Annotated in this window: 7 protein-coding genes; 6 read left to right on the top strand and 1 reads right to left on the bottom strand. The window is 71.5% G+C overall.

Annotated elements, in window-relative coordinates; translation table 11 throughout:
* Positions 1 to 86: 86 nt before the first annotated feature.
* Both ABS772_RS23155 and ABS772_RS23150 read left to right on the top strand, forming a co-directional pair.
* The gene (locus ABS772_RS23155) at positions 87 to 7,148 is read left to right on the top strand and encodes an MBG domain-containing protein (protein ID WP_350397036.1); all 7,062 of its coding nucleotides are present in this window, start codon (positions 87 to 89) and stop codon (positions 7,146 to 7,148) included.
* A 164-nt stretch (positions 7,149 to 7,312) separates the two neighbouring features.
* The gene (locus ABS772_RS23150; protein WP_350397035.1) at positions 7,313 to 7,936 is read left to right on the top strand and encodes an invasion associated locus B family protein; all 624 of its coding nucleotides are present in this window, start codon (positions 7,313 to 7,315) and stop codon (positions 7,934 to 7,936) included.
* 248 nt (positions 7,937 to 8,184) lie between these two features.
* Here ABS772_RS23150 and ABS772_RS23145 read toward each other — a convergent pair whose 3' ends face one another.
* The gene (locus ABS772_RS23145; RefSeq protein WP_407943014.1) at positions 8,185 to 8,784 is read right to left on the bottom strand and encodes a L,D-transpeptidase; all 600 of its coding nucleotides are present in this window, start codon (positions 8,782 to 8,784) and stop codon (positions 8,185 to 8,187) included.
* 290 nt (positions 8,785 to 9,074) lie between these two features.
* Between ABS772_RS23145 and ABS772_RS23140 the strand changes: the two genes are divergently transcribed.
* The 4 genes from ABS772_RS23140 to ABS772_RS23125 all read left to right on the top strand — a co-directional run bounded on the left by ABS772_RS23140 (position 9,075) and on the right by ABS772_RS23125 (position 14,860).
* Positions 9,075 to 9,443, top strand: a complete 369-nt coding sequence (locus ABS772_RS23140; protein WP_350397034.1) for a hypothetical protein — start codon at positions 9,075 to 9,077, stop codon at positions 9,441 to 9,443.
* 371 nt (positions 9,444 to 9,814) lie between these two features.
* Positions 9,815 to 11,140, top strand: a complete 1,326-nt coding sequence (locus ABS772_RS23135) for an efflux RND transporter periplasmic adaptor subunit (protein WP_350397033.1) — start codon at positions 9,815 to 9,817, stop codon at positions 11,138 to 11,140.
* A gap of 87 nt (positions 11,141 to 11,227) precedes the next feature.
* Entirely contained in the window at positions 11,228 to 14,398 is a 3,171-nt protein-coding gene (locus ABS772_RS23130) for a multidrug efflux RND transporter permease subunit (protein WP_350397032.1), read from the top strand.
* A 138-nt stretch (positions 14,399 to 14,536) separates the two neighbouring features.
* On the top strand, positions 14,537 to 14,860 hold the full coding sequence (locus ABS772_RS23125; protein ID WP_350397031.1) for a GIY-YIG nuclease family protein: 324 nt from the start codon (positions 14,537 to 14,539) through the stop codon (positions 14,858 to 14,860).
* The last annotated feature ends 35 nt before the right edge of the window (positions 14,861 to 14,895 follow it).

The following is a 14,895-nucleotide window of genomic DNA, read 5'->3' as shown; positions in this document are numbered from 1 at the left end:
GGGGCGGTCCGTTCCTGCGGGCGGCGGGCGGGACGGGGACGAGCGGCAGCCCGTACCGTCTTACCGACATCTACGGCGTGCAGGGCATGGGCACGTCGGGGCCGTACCGGGACGCGCGCTATCAACTCGCCTCCGACATCGACGCCACCGGCACGGCGGCCTGGAACGGCGGCGCGGGGTTCGCGCCGGTGGGATCCCGTTCCGCGCCGTTCACGGGCTCGCTGGACGGGGCGGGGCGCACGATCACCGGGCTGACCATCGCCCGGCCGGGCCAGGACAATGTCGGGCTGATCGGTTTTCTCGGCAGCGGCGGTCGGGTCAGCGGCCTCGGCCTCGTCGGCGGCAGCGTCTCGGGCGCGAACTACGTGGGCAGCCTCGTCGGATACAACACCGGCGGTACGGTGAGCCAGTCCTACACCACCGGCAGCGTCACGGGCGGGTTCGTCGTGGGCGGCCTCGTCGGGGCCAACGATGGCGGCGAGGTGAACCAGTCCTACGCCAGCGGCCGCGTCACGGGCAGCATGGGCTCCGCCTACTTGGGCGGCCTCGTCGGGCTCAACGTCAACGCCAACGGCGCGGTGACGGAGTCCTACGCCACCGGCAGCGTCACCGGCTTGTTCTATGTCGGCGGCCTCGTCGGGTCCAACGGCGGCGGCACGGTGCGCCGGTCCTACGCCAGCGGCCGCGTCACGGGCTCCTCCATCGTAGGCGGCCTCGTCGGGATCAACCGCGGCACGATCGACACGAGCTACTGGGACACGCAAAGCACGGGCCGGGCGACCGGCGTGGGCGACGGCTCGCCGGCGGGCGCCACCGGGCTGACCTCGGCCCAGGCGCGCGACGCGTCGAGCTATGCCGGCTGGGATTTCTTGACCGTCTGGTACCAGGCCGGCGACCTGCGCCCGATCCTGCGGTCGGAAGCGGTGCAGGTCGGCGGGGTCTACCAGGTCTCCAACCTGAACCAGCTCCAGTTGATGGGCGCGGATCTCGGCGGGTCCTACGTCCTGACCCGCGACCTCGACGCCTCCGCCACCGCCGGCACCGACGCCGCGCCCGGCCCCTTCGGCGCGGGCGGCTTCATGCCGGTGGGAATCGTTTCAGCCCCCTTCACCGGCAGCCTGAATGGGGCGGGGCATACGATCACCGGGCTGACCATCGTCCGGCCGAGCTATGTCGGGCTGATCGGTTCTCTCGGCCCCGGCGGCAGCGTGAGCGACGTCGGCCTCGTCGGCGGCAGCGCCCACGGCACGTTCTACGTGGGCGGCCTCGTCGGGTTCAACAACGGCGGCACGGTGAGCCAGTCCTACGCCAGCGGCAGCGTCTCGGGCACTTCCACCGTGGGCGGCCTCGTCGGGTTCAACAACAGCGGCACGGTGAGCCAGTCGTATGCCAGCGGCAGCGTCTCGGGCGGCTCGAACTCTTACTACGTGGGCGGCCTCGTCGGGTACAACAGCGCCGGCGGCACGGTGAGCCAGTCCTACGCCACCGGCAGCGTCTCGGGCTCCACCTACGTCGGCGGCCTCGTCGGGTCCAACGTCGGCACGGTGAGCCAATCCTACGCCAGCGGCAGCGTCTCGGGCACCACCGCCGTGGGCGGCCTCGTCGGGTCCAAGGTCGGCGGCGCGATCGGCACGAGCTATTGGGACACACAGAGCACGGGCCAAGCGAGCGGCGTGGGCACCGGCTTGTCCACCGGCACCACCGGCCTGACTTCGGCGCAGGCGCGTAGCGGCTTGAGCAACTACACCGGCTTCGACCCGGCCGTCTGGTACCAGGCGGGCGACCTGCGCCCGATCCTGCGGTCGGAGGCGGTGCAGGTCGGGGGCGTCTACCAGGTCTCCAACCTGCATCAGCTCCAGCTCATGGGCGCGAACCTCGCCGGCAACTACGTCCTGACCCGCGACATCGACGCCTCCGCCACCATCAGCTCGGTCGCCTCGGCGGGCGTCTTCGGCTTGGGCGGCTTCGTGCCGGTGGGCTCCTCGTCCACGCCCTTCACCGGCCGCCTGGACGGGGCGGGCCAGACGATCACAGGCCTGACCATCAACCTACCGGGCCAAGCCTCCTATGTCGGGATGTTCGGTGCCCTCGGCACGGGCGGCAGCGTGAGCAATCTCGGCCTCGTCGGCGGCAGTATCTCCGGCTCCATGGTCGTCGGCGCGCTCGCGGGGGAGAACGACGGCACGATCACCGGTGCCTATGCGACCTCGGCGGTCACCGCCTCCTCGAGCCTCTCGTTCGCCGGTGGACTCGTCGGGGCGAATGCGGGCCGCATCGACACCTCCTACGCCACGGGGACGGTGAACGGGTTCAGCTCCACCGGCGGCCTCGCCGGCGCGAATACGGGCCGCATCGACACCTCCTACGCCACGGGGCCGGTGAGGGGCGGGGGCGGCTCGAATGGCGTCGGCGGCCTCGTCGGCGCGAATTTAGGCGCCGTCTCGGTCGCCTACGCCTCCGGAGCCGTCGCGGGCGAGGCCAATGTCGGCGGACTCGTCGGCACCAACGGCAGCGCCGGCAACATCCTCCAAGCCTACGCCACCGGAGCCGTGAGCGGCGTCACGGGCGGCGCGGGCGGCCTCGTCGGGCAGAACGGCGGCCGCGTCGCCCAGACCTACGCGACCGGGCGGGTGACGGGGGGCGATTTCACGGGCGGCCTCGTCGGCGGCAACAACGCCGGCGGCACCGTCACGACCTCCCTCTGGGACACGCAGACGAGCGGCCTGGGGACGGGGATCGGCCTGAACGGCGCGGGCGGCGCCACCGGCCTAGCCACGGCGCAGATGCAGGATCTGTCGGCCTTCCGCACCACCTACGCGGGCTTCGACTTCGCCACCGTCTGGGCGCCGCCTAACCAAGCCGGACAGGGCGGCCTCTCGACCGCCTATTACCCGCAGCTCTACGGCACGGCGAAGGTCGTCGCCGTGACGCCGGTGACGAGCCGCCCCTACGGCGACGCCAATCCGCCGCTGATCGCCTCCTACGTCGGATTGCAGCCCGGCGACTTCGTCACCACGCCCGGCAGCCTGACCACGGGCGCCACCGCGACCTCGGACGTCGGCAGCTACGCCGCGACCGCCGCGGGCAGCGCGATCACCAGCCCGGCCGGCACGAGCTACCGCATCCTGTCCGTGCCCGGCACGCTGAGCGTCACCCCGCGGCCGGTCACCGTGACGGCGGATGCGCAGAGCCGCCTCTACGGCGACGCCAACCCGAGCCTGACCTACACGACAACCTCCCTCGGGTCTGGTGCCGCGCTGTCAGGCAGCCTCGCCACGGCGGCCGGTCCGGCCAGCGACGTCGACCCCTACCCGATCACACAAGGCACGCTGACGGCCTCAGCCAACCCGAACTATGCGCTCACCTATGTCGGCGCGACCCTGACGGTCACGCCGCGCCCGCTGACCGTCACCGGCGGCACGATCAGCCGGGTCTACGGCGACGCCAACCCGACGAGCACCACGGCCTTCTCCGCGCCGACCGGCAGCGCGGGCTCGGGCAGCGGGCTGGTCAACGGCGATACGATCGCCTCAGTCGCCCTTGCCTCGGCGACGGCCGACGCCACCAGCGGGGTCGGCGGCTACAGCTTCACGCCCGGCAGCGCACTCTTCGGCACGGGCAGCGCAGCCAACTACCAGATCAGTTATGCCCCCGGCACGCTGAGTGTGACCCCACGGCCGGTCACGGTGACGGCCGACGCACAGACCCGCCTCTACGGCGACGCCAACCCGAGCCTGACCTACACGACGACCTCGCTCGGGTCCGGCGCGCCGCTCTCGGGTACGCTCACGACGGCGGACGCGACGGCCAGCGTCGGCAGCTACGCGATCGGCCAAGGCACGCTGACGGGAACGGCCAACCCGAACTACGCGCTCACCTATGTCGGCGCGAACCTGACGATCACCCCGCGCCCGCTCATCGTCACCGGCGGCACGATCAGCCGCCTCTACGGCGACGCCAACCCAGTGACCACCACAGCCTTCACCGCGCCGGCCGGCAGCGCCGGCTCGGGCGGTGGGCTCGTCAACGGCGATACGATCAGCTCGGTCGCCGTGGCCTCGGCGACGGCGGACGCCGCCAGCGGGGTCGGCAGCTACGGCTTCACGCCCGGCAGCGCGCTTTTCAGTACGGGCAGCGCGGCCAACTACCAGATCCGCTACGTCCCCGGCACGCTCCTGGTAACGGCGCGGCCGGTCACCATCACGGCGGACGCGCAGACCCGTCTCTACGGCGAGCCCAACCCGAGCCTGACTTACACGGCGACCTCGCTCGGGTCCGGCGCGCCGCTCTCGGGTTCTCTCGCGACGGCGGATGCGACGACCGGCGTCGGCAGCTACGCGATCGGCCAAGGCACGCTGACGGGAACGGCCAACCCGAACTACGCGCTCACCTATGTCGGCGCGAACCTGACGATCGATCCGCGCCCGCTCATCGTCACCGGCGGCACGATCAGCCGGGTCTACGGCGACGCCAACCCGGCGACCACCACGGCCTTCGTCGCGCCGACCGGCAGCACGGGCTCAGGCGGTGGGCTGGTCAACGGCGACACGATCGCCTCGGTCGCCGTGGCCTCGGTAACGGCCGACGCCACCACCGGCGTCGGTAGCTACGGCTTCACGCCCGGCAGCGCGCGCTTCAGTGCCGGCAGCGCCGGCAACTACCGGATCAGCTACGTCCCCGGCACGCTCCTCGTGACGGCACGGCCAGTCACCATCACGGCCGACGCGCAGACCCGCGTGTACGGTGACGCCAATCCGGCCCTGACCTACGCCGTGGGCGGACGCGGCCTCGTCAACGGCGACAGCCTGTCGGGCGGCCTCGCCACCCCTGCCACCCCCGCGAGCGGCGTCGGCCCCTACGCCATCACGCAGGGCAACCTGGCGGCCTCCGCCAACTACGCGCTGACCTATCAGGGTGCGGACCTCGCGGTGACGGCCCGGCCGGTCACCGTCACGGCGGAGGCCAAAAGCCGCGTCTACGGCGAGGTCAACCCCGCCCTGACCTACACCACCACCGCGCTGGGAGCGGGCGCGGCCCTGTCGGGGACGCTGGCCACGGCGGCCACCGCCGCTTCGGATGTCGGGACCTACGCGATCACGCAGGGCTCGCTCACGGCGGCCGCCAACCCGAACTACGCGCTCACCTATGTCGGCGCCGGTCTCGCCGTCACCCCGCGGCCAGTCACGGTCACGGCCGACGCGCAGACGCGCCTCTACGGCGAGGCCGACCCGGCCCTGACCTACACCGTGGGCGGCCTCGGCCTCGTCAACGGCGACCGCCTCGGCGGCGGTCTCGCCAGTGCGGCCGACGCGCGAAGCCCGGTCGGCCGCTACGCGATCACGCAGGGCTCGCTGGCGGCCTCCGCGAACTACGCCCTGACCTACGAGGGCGCCGACCTGACGGTGACGCCGCGCCCGGTGACGCTCTCCGGAACCCGCGTCTACGATGCCGGCACCGACATCGCCGGCGAGCTGTTGACCCCCGGCAACCTCGTGAACGGGGATCGTGTGTCCGTCTCCGGACGCGGCGGCCTCGCGGGCCGGGACGTCGGCCTCCAGGCCGTCACCGACCTCTCCGGCCTGCGCCTGTCGAGCGGCAACTACACCCTCGCGGGGGCGAGCGGCGCGGTGACGATCACCCCGGCCACCCTCACCTACACCGCCGACGCGGTGCGCCGGAGCTACGGCGCCGCCAACCCGGTGCTGAGCGGCACCGTCACCGGCTTCCTCGGCACCGACACGCGGGCCGACGCCACCACCGGCGAGGCCCGCTTCACCACCGCGGCGGGCACCGGCAGCAACGTCGGCGCCTACGCCGTGACCGGTTCCGGGCTCGCGGCGGGCAACTACCGCTTCGTCCAGGCCGCCGGCAACGCCACCGCGCTGATCGTCGATCCGGCCGGGCTCACCGTCACCGGCAGCAAGACCTACGACGGCACCACCGCCTTCTCCGTCTCGCAGCTCACGGTCGTCGGCGGGGTCAACGGCGAGGCCGTCACCCTGGCGGCCGGCGCCGGTACCGCGGCGTCCGCGGATGCCGGCACTGATGTCGGCGCGGGCCTGACCGGCCTCGGCCTGTCGGTCGCCGGCGGCAACGGGCAGGCCGCCAACTACCGCCTGCCGACGACCGGCACGTTCACCATCACCCCCGCGACGGTCGGCGTCCGCGTCCACGACGGCCGCTCGACCTACGGCGACCGGCCGGTCGATCCCGGCCTCGCGGCCACGGGCCTCGTCGGCGGGCAGGGCGTGGCGGTGCTCACCGGCCTTTCGACCGGCTTCAGCCTCGATGCAGCGAGCCCGGCCGGCCGTTACACCGTCGCGGTGGCGGGCCGGCTCACCAACGGCAACTACCGGATCGGCACGAGCGAGGCCGGCACCTACACCATCGACCGCCGGCCGATCACCGTCACCGCCGACGCGCAGACCCGCCTCTACGGCGACGCCGAGCCGGCGCTCACCTACGCGGTCGGCGGAAGCGGCCTCGCCAACGGCTACCGCCTGACCGGTGCGCTGGCGACCTCGGCCGGGTTGCGAAGCGGCATCGGCCCCTACTCCATCGTTCAGGGCACGCTGGCGGCCTCCGCCAACTACGCGCTGACCTACCGGGGCGCCGACCTCACCGTCACGGCGCGGCCGATCACCGTCTTCGCCGACCCGCAGACGCGCCCGGCCGGCACGGCCAATCCGGCCCTGACTTACACGGTGGGCGGCCTCGGTCTCGTCGCGGGCGATACGTTGACCGGGGCGCTGGCCACCACAGCCGACACGGAGAGCGCGCCGGGCGTGTACGCCATCACGCAGGGAAGCCTGACGGCCTCGGCGAACTACCGGCTCGGCTTCGTCGGCGCGGATCTCACCGTCCTGCCAAGACAACCCCAGCCTCAGCCCCAGCCGACGCCCGTCCTCCTCGACGCCGGCCGCCTCGCCAGCACCGCCGAGCGCGCCGCCCGCCTCGACGGCACCCCGGCCGCCCCCGCATTACCGCTCCTCCTTGTGGCCGCGCCGGATGGGACGCTCGTCGCTGCCGACCCGCGCTTCGATGCCGCCCTCGTCTGCGCCGGCCGGCAGGGCGGCTGCTTCCTGGCACCGCCTGCACTCCTCGCCGCGCCGAAGCCGCAGGCCGGCCTTCCGGCGGCCGCCCGCTGATCCCGAACCGTCGCCGCGCCGATGCCGTCCTGTCCCGATCCCGACGCACGGTCGTCTCCCCGGGCCGCGAGGTTCACCGCATCCGGCACCGGGCCGAACCCTCGCCTTCGCCCGCTCGGCGCGGCTCGCATCGCCCCCAAGTTCCACCATCAGGACACCACCGCATGACCTCGTTCGCCCCGCGAAAGGCGGCCCGCCCCCGCCTTTCGGCCGCACTCGTCGCGAGCATCGTCCTGGCTGGCGGCGCGCTTCCCCCCGGCCCCGCCCTGGCGCAGCCGTCCGGCGGCAAGACGTCCGCGGCGCCCGCCCCGCCGCCGGTCCCGTCCGAACCGGGCGTCACCACGGCGAGCTACGGCGACTGGATCCTGCGCTGCCAGCGCGTCGGGACGGCGGAAAAGGCGGCCCGCCTGTGCGAGGTCTCCGAGGCGATGCAGGTGCAGGGACAGGCCGCGCCGATCGCCCAGGTCGCGATCGGGCGATTGCCGGGCGAGGCGGAGTTGCGGGTCACCGCCCTCCTGCCGCTGGCGGTGAGCTTTCCCTCGACCGTCCGGATCGCGCTCGACGAGAGGGAGGCCAAGGCTCCCGTGCTCGATCTCGCGTGGCGACGCTGCCTGCCCGGCGGCTGTCTGGCGGACGGGCCCGTGAAGGAGGAGGCGTTGAAGCGCTGGCGCGACGCGGAGGCGCCGGGCCGGCTGATGTTCAAGGATTCAGGCGGGCAGGAGGTGACGATCCCGCTCTCCTTCCGCGGCCTCGGCCCCGCCCTCGACGCCCTCGGCAAGGAACGTTGACCGGCTGGCCTCGCCCCGGCTTGCCCCCGTTCACAGTCGGAGGCCGTTCCGGCTCCGATCGGGTCCGAGAACGCGTTCGGTCTGAACTCGCCGAGGCGCGTCGCGGGCGGCCGGTGTCATGTCCGACCCGCCACGCCGCGATGATGGTCCGGGCCGCGGCGAGGACGGACAGGCTCCGGATCGGCCTGCCGCCCCTCGATCACCAAAGGCGTCGCGCCGTACTGCCGACGCAGGTCCGCATGCGCCCCTCAATCCTTCACGATCACCTTCGTCCCGACGCGCACCCGGTCGTAGAGATCGACCACGTCCTTGTTAGTCATGCGGATGCAGCCGGACGACACCGCCGCGCCCATCGTCTCGGGCTCGTTGGAGCCGTGGATGCGGTAGAGCGACGAGCCGAGATACATGGCGCGTGCGCCGAGCGGGTTGTCCTGGCCGCCGGCCATGTAGCGCGGGAGGTCCGGGCGGCGGGCGAGCATCTGCGACGGCGGGCGCCAGGCCGGCCATTCCTTCTTGCCGGTGATCGTCTTCACCCCCGACCACGAGAAGCCGCGGCGCCCGACGCCGACACCGTAGCGGATCGCCTCGCCGCGCCCGAGCACGTAGTAGAGCCGGCGCTGGCTCGTGGAGATCACGATCGTGCCGGGCTTCTCCTTGCCGGCATAGGCCACCGTCTCGCGGGGAATGGCCTGCGTCTTGAAGACGTTGATGAAGTCGGCGAGCGGCCCGCTGTCGAGCGGGTTGGCGCGGGCCGGCGTGAGCGCGGCGGCCGCGAGGGCGCCGCCGAGGGCGAGCATCGCGGCGAGGCGATGCGGCCGGGGGCGGGTCGTCAAGGATCGGGTCGTCACGACGGAGGTCCTCCTCGAAGGGGTGCCGCGCGCGAGGTCCGGCGCGCCGATCCCGCGTTTTGGGCGGCCGGTCGCGGCAAGAGGAAGGCAAGCGTGTGTGATCTCGGCAACGCCCGTGCCAAATCACCGGCCCCGTCCGGGCCTCCGTGCCGTCCGGCACATCCCCTGATGATCCCGGCATGGTCAGCGGGATGGGACGTCCGGCGGACCGTGCCGGGATGCCGGCCAGAATGTCGCAGTCGATTGAATGGCAACGTTTCATCCACCACACTAACGTCACCGTGACGCTCATGCCCCGCCCTGCCGCGCCGGGCCGTGCCCATGCCGGCCTTCCGACACGTATCGTCCTGTCCGCCCTGGTCGGGCTGCTGAGCCTGCTCGTCGTCATCGGCCTTCCGGCCGACGGCGCGGCGCTCGGCGGCATCCCCCAGTCCCGCGGCGAGGCGACGTTCGAGCAGCGCCCCGACACGGACCCGCTCGCCAGCGTACGGATCGGACGGGTGATGCTCGAACTCGACGAGGTCGCGAGCCACGGACGCGTGAGCGTGATCCATCCCCGACCCGAACGCGCGGACGCGTCCTCCCTCCCGCGCCCGACTTCCGATCGGAACCCGACCGCCGCGGAACTCGGCCGGTACGAGCGGCCGCCCCGGATCTGACCGGCGCATTGTCCCGGTCGTACGGGCCTTCCGAAGCGCGTGCGCGAACGCACGGTGCCGCGTGGCGCCGTCGTCGGATTGCCAAACTTCGCGCCCAGGATGTAGTCCGACCACGCTTGGCCGTCCCGCACGGCCGATCCCCGATGCTTTCGGCATCCTCATTCAGGGCCCTCCGCTCCCCGATCGTCGCGGCGGCCCGGTGATTGCAACGGAGCGCGAGGCCGACCCGGTCTCCGCCCGCCCCCGCGACGCGGGGCGACGTCCTTCTCGCGACGATCGCCGCCCGCGTCCGGCCCATCGGCACGACGGCCAACCAGCCGGCGAAACACAGGCCGATGCGACCCGTAGAGCATCGAAGGAGCAACCTCATCGTGACGCCGTCTCCCCAGTCGCCCGGTCGCGGGCCCGGTCTCGACAAGACCGGCCGCAGCCGCTCCCGCTGGACCCTGCCGGCCTCCCTTCTCGTCGGCGCCGTCCTCGTCGCCGTCTCGGCCTGCAACGAGCAGAAGGCCGCCGCGCCCGTTCCGCTGCCGCCGCCGGAGGTCAGCGTCGTCAGCGTGCGCCCGCAGCCGATCCCCTATGTCCGCGACCTCCCCGGCCGCGTCGCGCCGATGCGCATCGCCGAGGTGCGCTCGCGGGTCTCGGGTCTGGTGGTCAAGCGCCTGTTCGAGCAGGGCAGCAGCGTCAACGAGGGCGACGTCCTCTACAAGATCGACCCGGCGCCCTATCAGGTGGAGCTCGCGAGCGCCGAGGCGGCGCTGGCCAACCGGGAGGCCGCCCTGGTGCTGGCCAACCAGCAGGCCGAGCGCCTGGAGACCCTGCTCGCCCGCAACACCGCGAGCCAGGCGCAGTACGACACGGCGTTCGCCGCCAAGAAGCAGGCCGAGGCCGAGGTCGCCGGGGCCAAGGCGGCCCGCGACCGGGCCAAGCTCAACCTGTCCTGGACCGACGTGCGCGCGCCGATCTCCGGCCGCATCGGCCGCGCCCTGCTGACCGAGGGCACGCTGATCGAGTCCGGCGCCACCGGCGTGCTCGCCACGATCCAGCAGCTCGACCCGATCTACGTCGACATCACCCAGTCGGTCGGCGAGCTGAACAAGCTGCGCCGCGACATCGCCTCGGGCGAACTCGCCAAGCTCGCCGCCGACACCGCCAACGTCCACCTCATCATGGATGACGGCTCGCTCTACGGCTCGGCCGGCCGCCTGCTCTTCTCCGACGTCACCGCCGACCCGAGCACGGGACAGGTGACGCTGCGGGTGCAGTTCCCCAACCCGCACAACGAACTGTTCCCCGGCATGTATGTCCGCGCCCGGATCAAGCAGGGCATCGATGCCGACGCCATCGCCGTGCCGCAGCAGGCGATCCAGCGCACCAGCGACGGCAAGCCGGAGGTCTGGGTGGTCAAGCCCGACGGGAAGGCCATGCTCCAGCCGGTCGAGGTCGGCCCGGTGGTGGGCGGCAACTGGCTGATCCGCGAGGGTCTCGAGGGCGGCGAGAAGGTCGTCGTCGAGGGCTTCCAGAAGATCACCGCGGGCATCCAGGTGAAGACCGTCCCCTGGAGGACGGAGGCCGCCACCGACGAGGGCAAGCCGATCGACACCGACAGCCACGACACCGACGGCACCGAGAACGGCGGCAAGGACGCGGCGGCGACCGGATCGACCGCTCAGCCCGTCGCTCAGTACGCCGAGTGATCGCCGACTGATCGTCCCGATGCCGTCCCGCCGGCGGATGACCTGATCTCCGCCGGCACGAACCCGACACGACGCAACGAGCCCCTAATGGCCCGCTTCTTCATCGACCGGCCGGTCTTCGCCTGGGTGGTCGCCCTGTTCATCATCCTGGGGGGCGCCCTGTCGATCCCGCTGCTGCCGGTGGCGCAGTACCCGGTGATCGCGCCGCCCTCGATCGCCCTCTCGACCGCCTTCCCCGGCGCCTCGGTGGAGAGCCTCTACACGGGCACGACCCGCCTGATCGAGGACGAGCTGAACGGCGCGGCCAACATCATGAGCTTCGAGTCGACCACCGACTCCTTCGGCTCGATCAACATCACCGCGACCTTCGAGCCCGGCACCGACCCGGCGCTCGCCTCGGTCGAGGTGCAGAACCGCCTCAAGCGCGTCGAGGCACGCCTGCCCGCGGAGGTGCGCCAGAACGGCATCCTCGTGGAGGAGGCGTCGGCCGCGACCCTCAACATCATCACCCTGGTCTCGACCGACGGGAAGATGGACGAGATCGGTCTCGGCGACTTCCTTATGCGCAACGTGATCAACGAGATCCGCCGCATCCCGGGGGTGGGCCGCGCCACCCTCTACTCGACCGAGCGCTCGCTTCGCGTCTGGGTCGATCCCGACAAGCTGCGCGGCCTGTCGCTGACGCCCGGCGACGTGACCGAGGCGATCCGCAACCAGAACATCCAGATCGCCTCCGGCGCCGTCGGCGCGCAGCCGAGCCCGGTCGATCACGCGGTCTTCTCGCCCATCATCGTCAAGGGCCAGCTCAGCACCGTGGACGATTTCGGCGCGATCGTGCTGCGGGCCAACCCCGACGGCTCGAACGTGCGCCTGCGCGACGTGGCTCGGATCGAACTCGGCGGCGACGCCTACCAGTTCTCGACCCGCCTCAACGGCGGCGAGGCGGCGGGCATCTCGGTGACGCTCGCCCCCGACGGCAACGCGCTGCAGACCGCGGGCGCCATCCGCGCCAAGATGGAGGAGCTGTCGCAGTTCTTCCCGCCGGGCCTGAAGTGGGACATCCCCTACGACATCACGCCCGCCGTGAAGGCCTCGATCAAGAAGGTCATGATGACCCTCGTCGAGGCAGTGGTGCTGGTCTTCATCGTGATGTTCCTGTTCCTGCAGAACATCCGCTACACCCTGATCCCGACCATCGTCGTGCCGATCGCCCTGCTCGGCACCGTGACGGTGATGCTGCTCGCCGGCTTCTCGGTGAACGTGCTGACGATGTTCGGCATGGTGCTCGCCATCGGCATCCTCGTGGACGACGCGATCGTCGTCGTCGAGAACGTTGAGCGCATCATGAACGAGGAGGGGCTGCCGCCGAAGGAGGCGACCGCCAAGGCGATGGAGCAGATCACCGGCGCCATCATCGGCATCACGCTGGTGCTCGTCGCGGTGTTCATCCCGATGGCGTTCTTCCCCGGCTCGGTCGGCATCATCTACCGCCAGTTCTCGATCGCGATGGTGACGTCGATCGCCTTCTCGGCGCTGCTGGCGCTGACCCTGACCCCGGCGCTCTGCGCCACGCTGCTGAAGCCGGTCGAGAAGGGCCACGGCCACGCCAAGGGCGGCTTCTTCGGCTGGTTCAACCGGATCGTCGATCGCGAGACCGCCCGCTACGGACGCGGGGCGACGTGGTGCATCAAGAAGTCCGGCCGGGTGATGGTGATCTACATGATCCTCGTCGCCGGCACCGCCTTCGCCTTCCTGCGCCTGCCCGAGGGCTTCCTGCCGATCGAGGACCAGGGCTTCTTCACCGTCGACATCCAGACGCCCCCCGGCGCCTCGTTCAACCGGACGCAAGCGGCCGTGCGCAAGGTGGAGGAGCACTTGTTGGCCCAACCGGGCGTCGCCACGGTGACCACGCTCAACGGCTTCTCGTTCTCGGGCCAGGGACCGAACCTGAGCCAGGCCTTCGTTACCCTGAAGCCCTGGTCCGAGCGCTACGCGGCGAATTCGGCCGCCGCCCTCGTGGCCGGCACCAACGCGGCGCTGGCGGGCTACCGCGACGCCGTCGTCGACGCCCAGGAGCCGCCGCCGGTGGACAACCTCGGCAACGCGGCGGGCTTCTCGTTCCGCCTGCAGGACCGGGCGCAGAAGGGCTACTCGGCGCTCGCCGCCGCGGAGACGCAGCTGCTGTCGCTGGCCCGGCAGAGCCCGATCCTGCAGAAGGTGAAGGTCGAGGGCCTTCCGCCGACGCCCCAGGCCGAGCTCATCATCGACCGCGAGAAGGCGGCCGCGCTCGGCGTGAAGTTCGAGGACATCAACGACGCGATCCAGGTCAACCTGGGTTCGGTCTACACCAACGACTTCCCGAACCTCGGCAAGATGCAGCGCGTCTACGTGCAGGCGGAGCAGCTGCAGCGCATGCAGGCGGCCGACATCCTCAACTACGCGGTGAAGAACAGCCAGGGCACCATGGTGCCGATGTCCTCCTTCGCCGACCTGAAGTGGAGCATGGGGCCGAGCCAGATCGTCGGCTTCAACGGCTACCAGTCGGTCCGCCTCACCGGCGAGCCGGCGCCGGGCTACACCTCGGGCGACGCCATCGCCGAGATGGAGCGGCTGATGACGCGGATGCCGAAGGGCTTCGGCTACACCTGGACCGGCCAGTCCGAGCAGGAGAAGAAGGCGGGCTCCCAGGCCTCGCTGCTCCTCGCCCTCTCGGTGCTGATCGTGTTCCTGTGCCTCGCCGCGCTCTACGAGAGCTGGGCGATCCCGATCTCGGTGCTGCTCGTCATCCCGCTCGGCGTGATCGGCTCGGTGGCGGCGGTGTACCTGCGCGGCATGCCCAACGACGTCTACTTCAAGATCGGGCTCATCACGATCATCGGCCTGTCGGCGAAGAACGCGATCCTGATCGTGGAGTTCGCCAAGGACCTGTGGAAGCCCGGCACCAACATCGTCCAGGCGACGATCCAGGCGGCGACCCTGCGCTTCCGTCCGATCGTGATGACCTCGCTCGCCTTCATCTTCGGCGTGGTGCCGCTCGCCATCGCGACGGGGGCCGCCTCGAAGAGCCAGCAGGCCATCGGCACCGGCGTGATGGGCGGCATGATCTCGGCCACCGTGCTCGCGGTGTTCTTCGTGCCGGTGTTCTTCGTGGTGGTGATGCGTCTGTTCCGCCGCAAGGACGTGGCCGCGGGCGAGAACGCCGAGGCCGCGCCCGACGCGGCGCCCGCGCCTCACGGGCACTCGGTGCCGGCTGAGTAGCGGGTGGGAGACGCGGCGCGCGTGCTTCGAGGCGCGCGTGCCGCGCGCACCTCAGCATGAGGAGTGGATCCCATCTCCGTTGAGCGGAGGTGGCGAATCCGGGAAGGTCAAAGTCCTTTCCGTTGCGCCGAGGCCGTCTTGACTGCGTTCGTCTACATGCTGCGGTGCGCTGACGGCAGCTATTACGTCGGCTCAGCCCGCGGGGAATCCCTCGACAAGCGGTTGGCCGAGCACCAGGCCGGAACCCGTATCGGCTACACCTATCACCGTCGCCCGGTGACACTGGTCTACGCGGAATGGTTCGACCGGATCGCCGATGCGGTCGCGGCCGAGCGCCGGATCAAGGGCTGGTGCCGGGCCAAGAAGGAAGCCTTGGTCGCCGGGGATTGGGATAGGGTGCAGTTCCTGGCGAAACGCCCGTCCACCCGAGCCGGCTTATCCCGCCCGACCACCTCATCCTGAGGTGCCGCGAAGCGGCCTCGAAGGATCCTCCAGGG

The sequence above is a fragment of the Methylorubrum podarium genome (assembly GCF_040270385.1).
In the GTDB taxonomy this organism is placed as follows: domain Bacteria; phylum Pseudomonadota; class Alphaproteobacteria; order Rhizobiales; family Beijerinckiaceae; genus Methylobacterium; species Methylobacterium podarium.
This window is presented reverse-complemented; position numbering and strand designations above follow the sequence as displayed.

Excerpts from the sequence above, each read along its gene's own strand:
- ABS772_RS23150 (WP_350397035.1), top strand. The coding sequence starts at position 7,313 with ATGACCTCGTTCGCCCCGCGAAAGGCGGCCCGCCCCCGCCTTTCGGCC.
- ABS772_RS23155 (WP_350397036.1), top strand. The coding sequence starts at position 87 with ATGGGCACGTCGGGGCCGTACCGGGACGCGCGCTATCAACTCGCCTCC.
- ABS772_RS23130 (WP_350397032.1), top strand. The coding sequence starts at position 11,228 with ATGGCCCGCTTCTTCATCGACCGGCCGGTCTTCGCCTGGGTGGTCGCC.
- ABS772_RS23140 (WP_350397034.1), top strand. The coding sequence starts at position 9,075 with ATGCCCCGCCCTGCCGCGCCGGGCCGTGCCCATGCCGGCCTTCCGACA.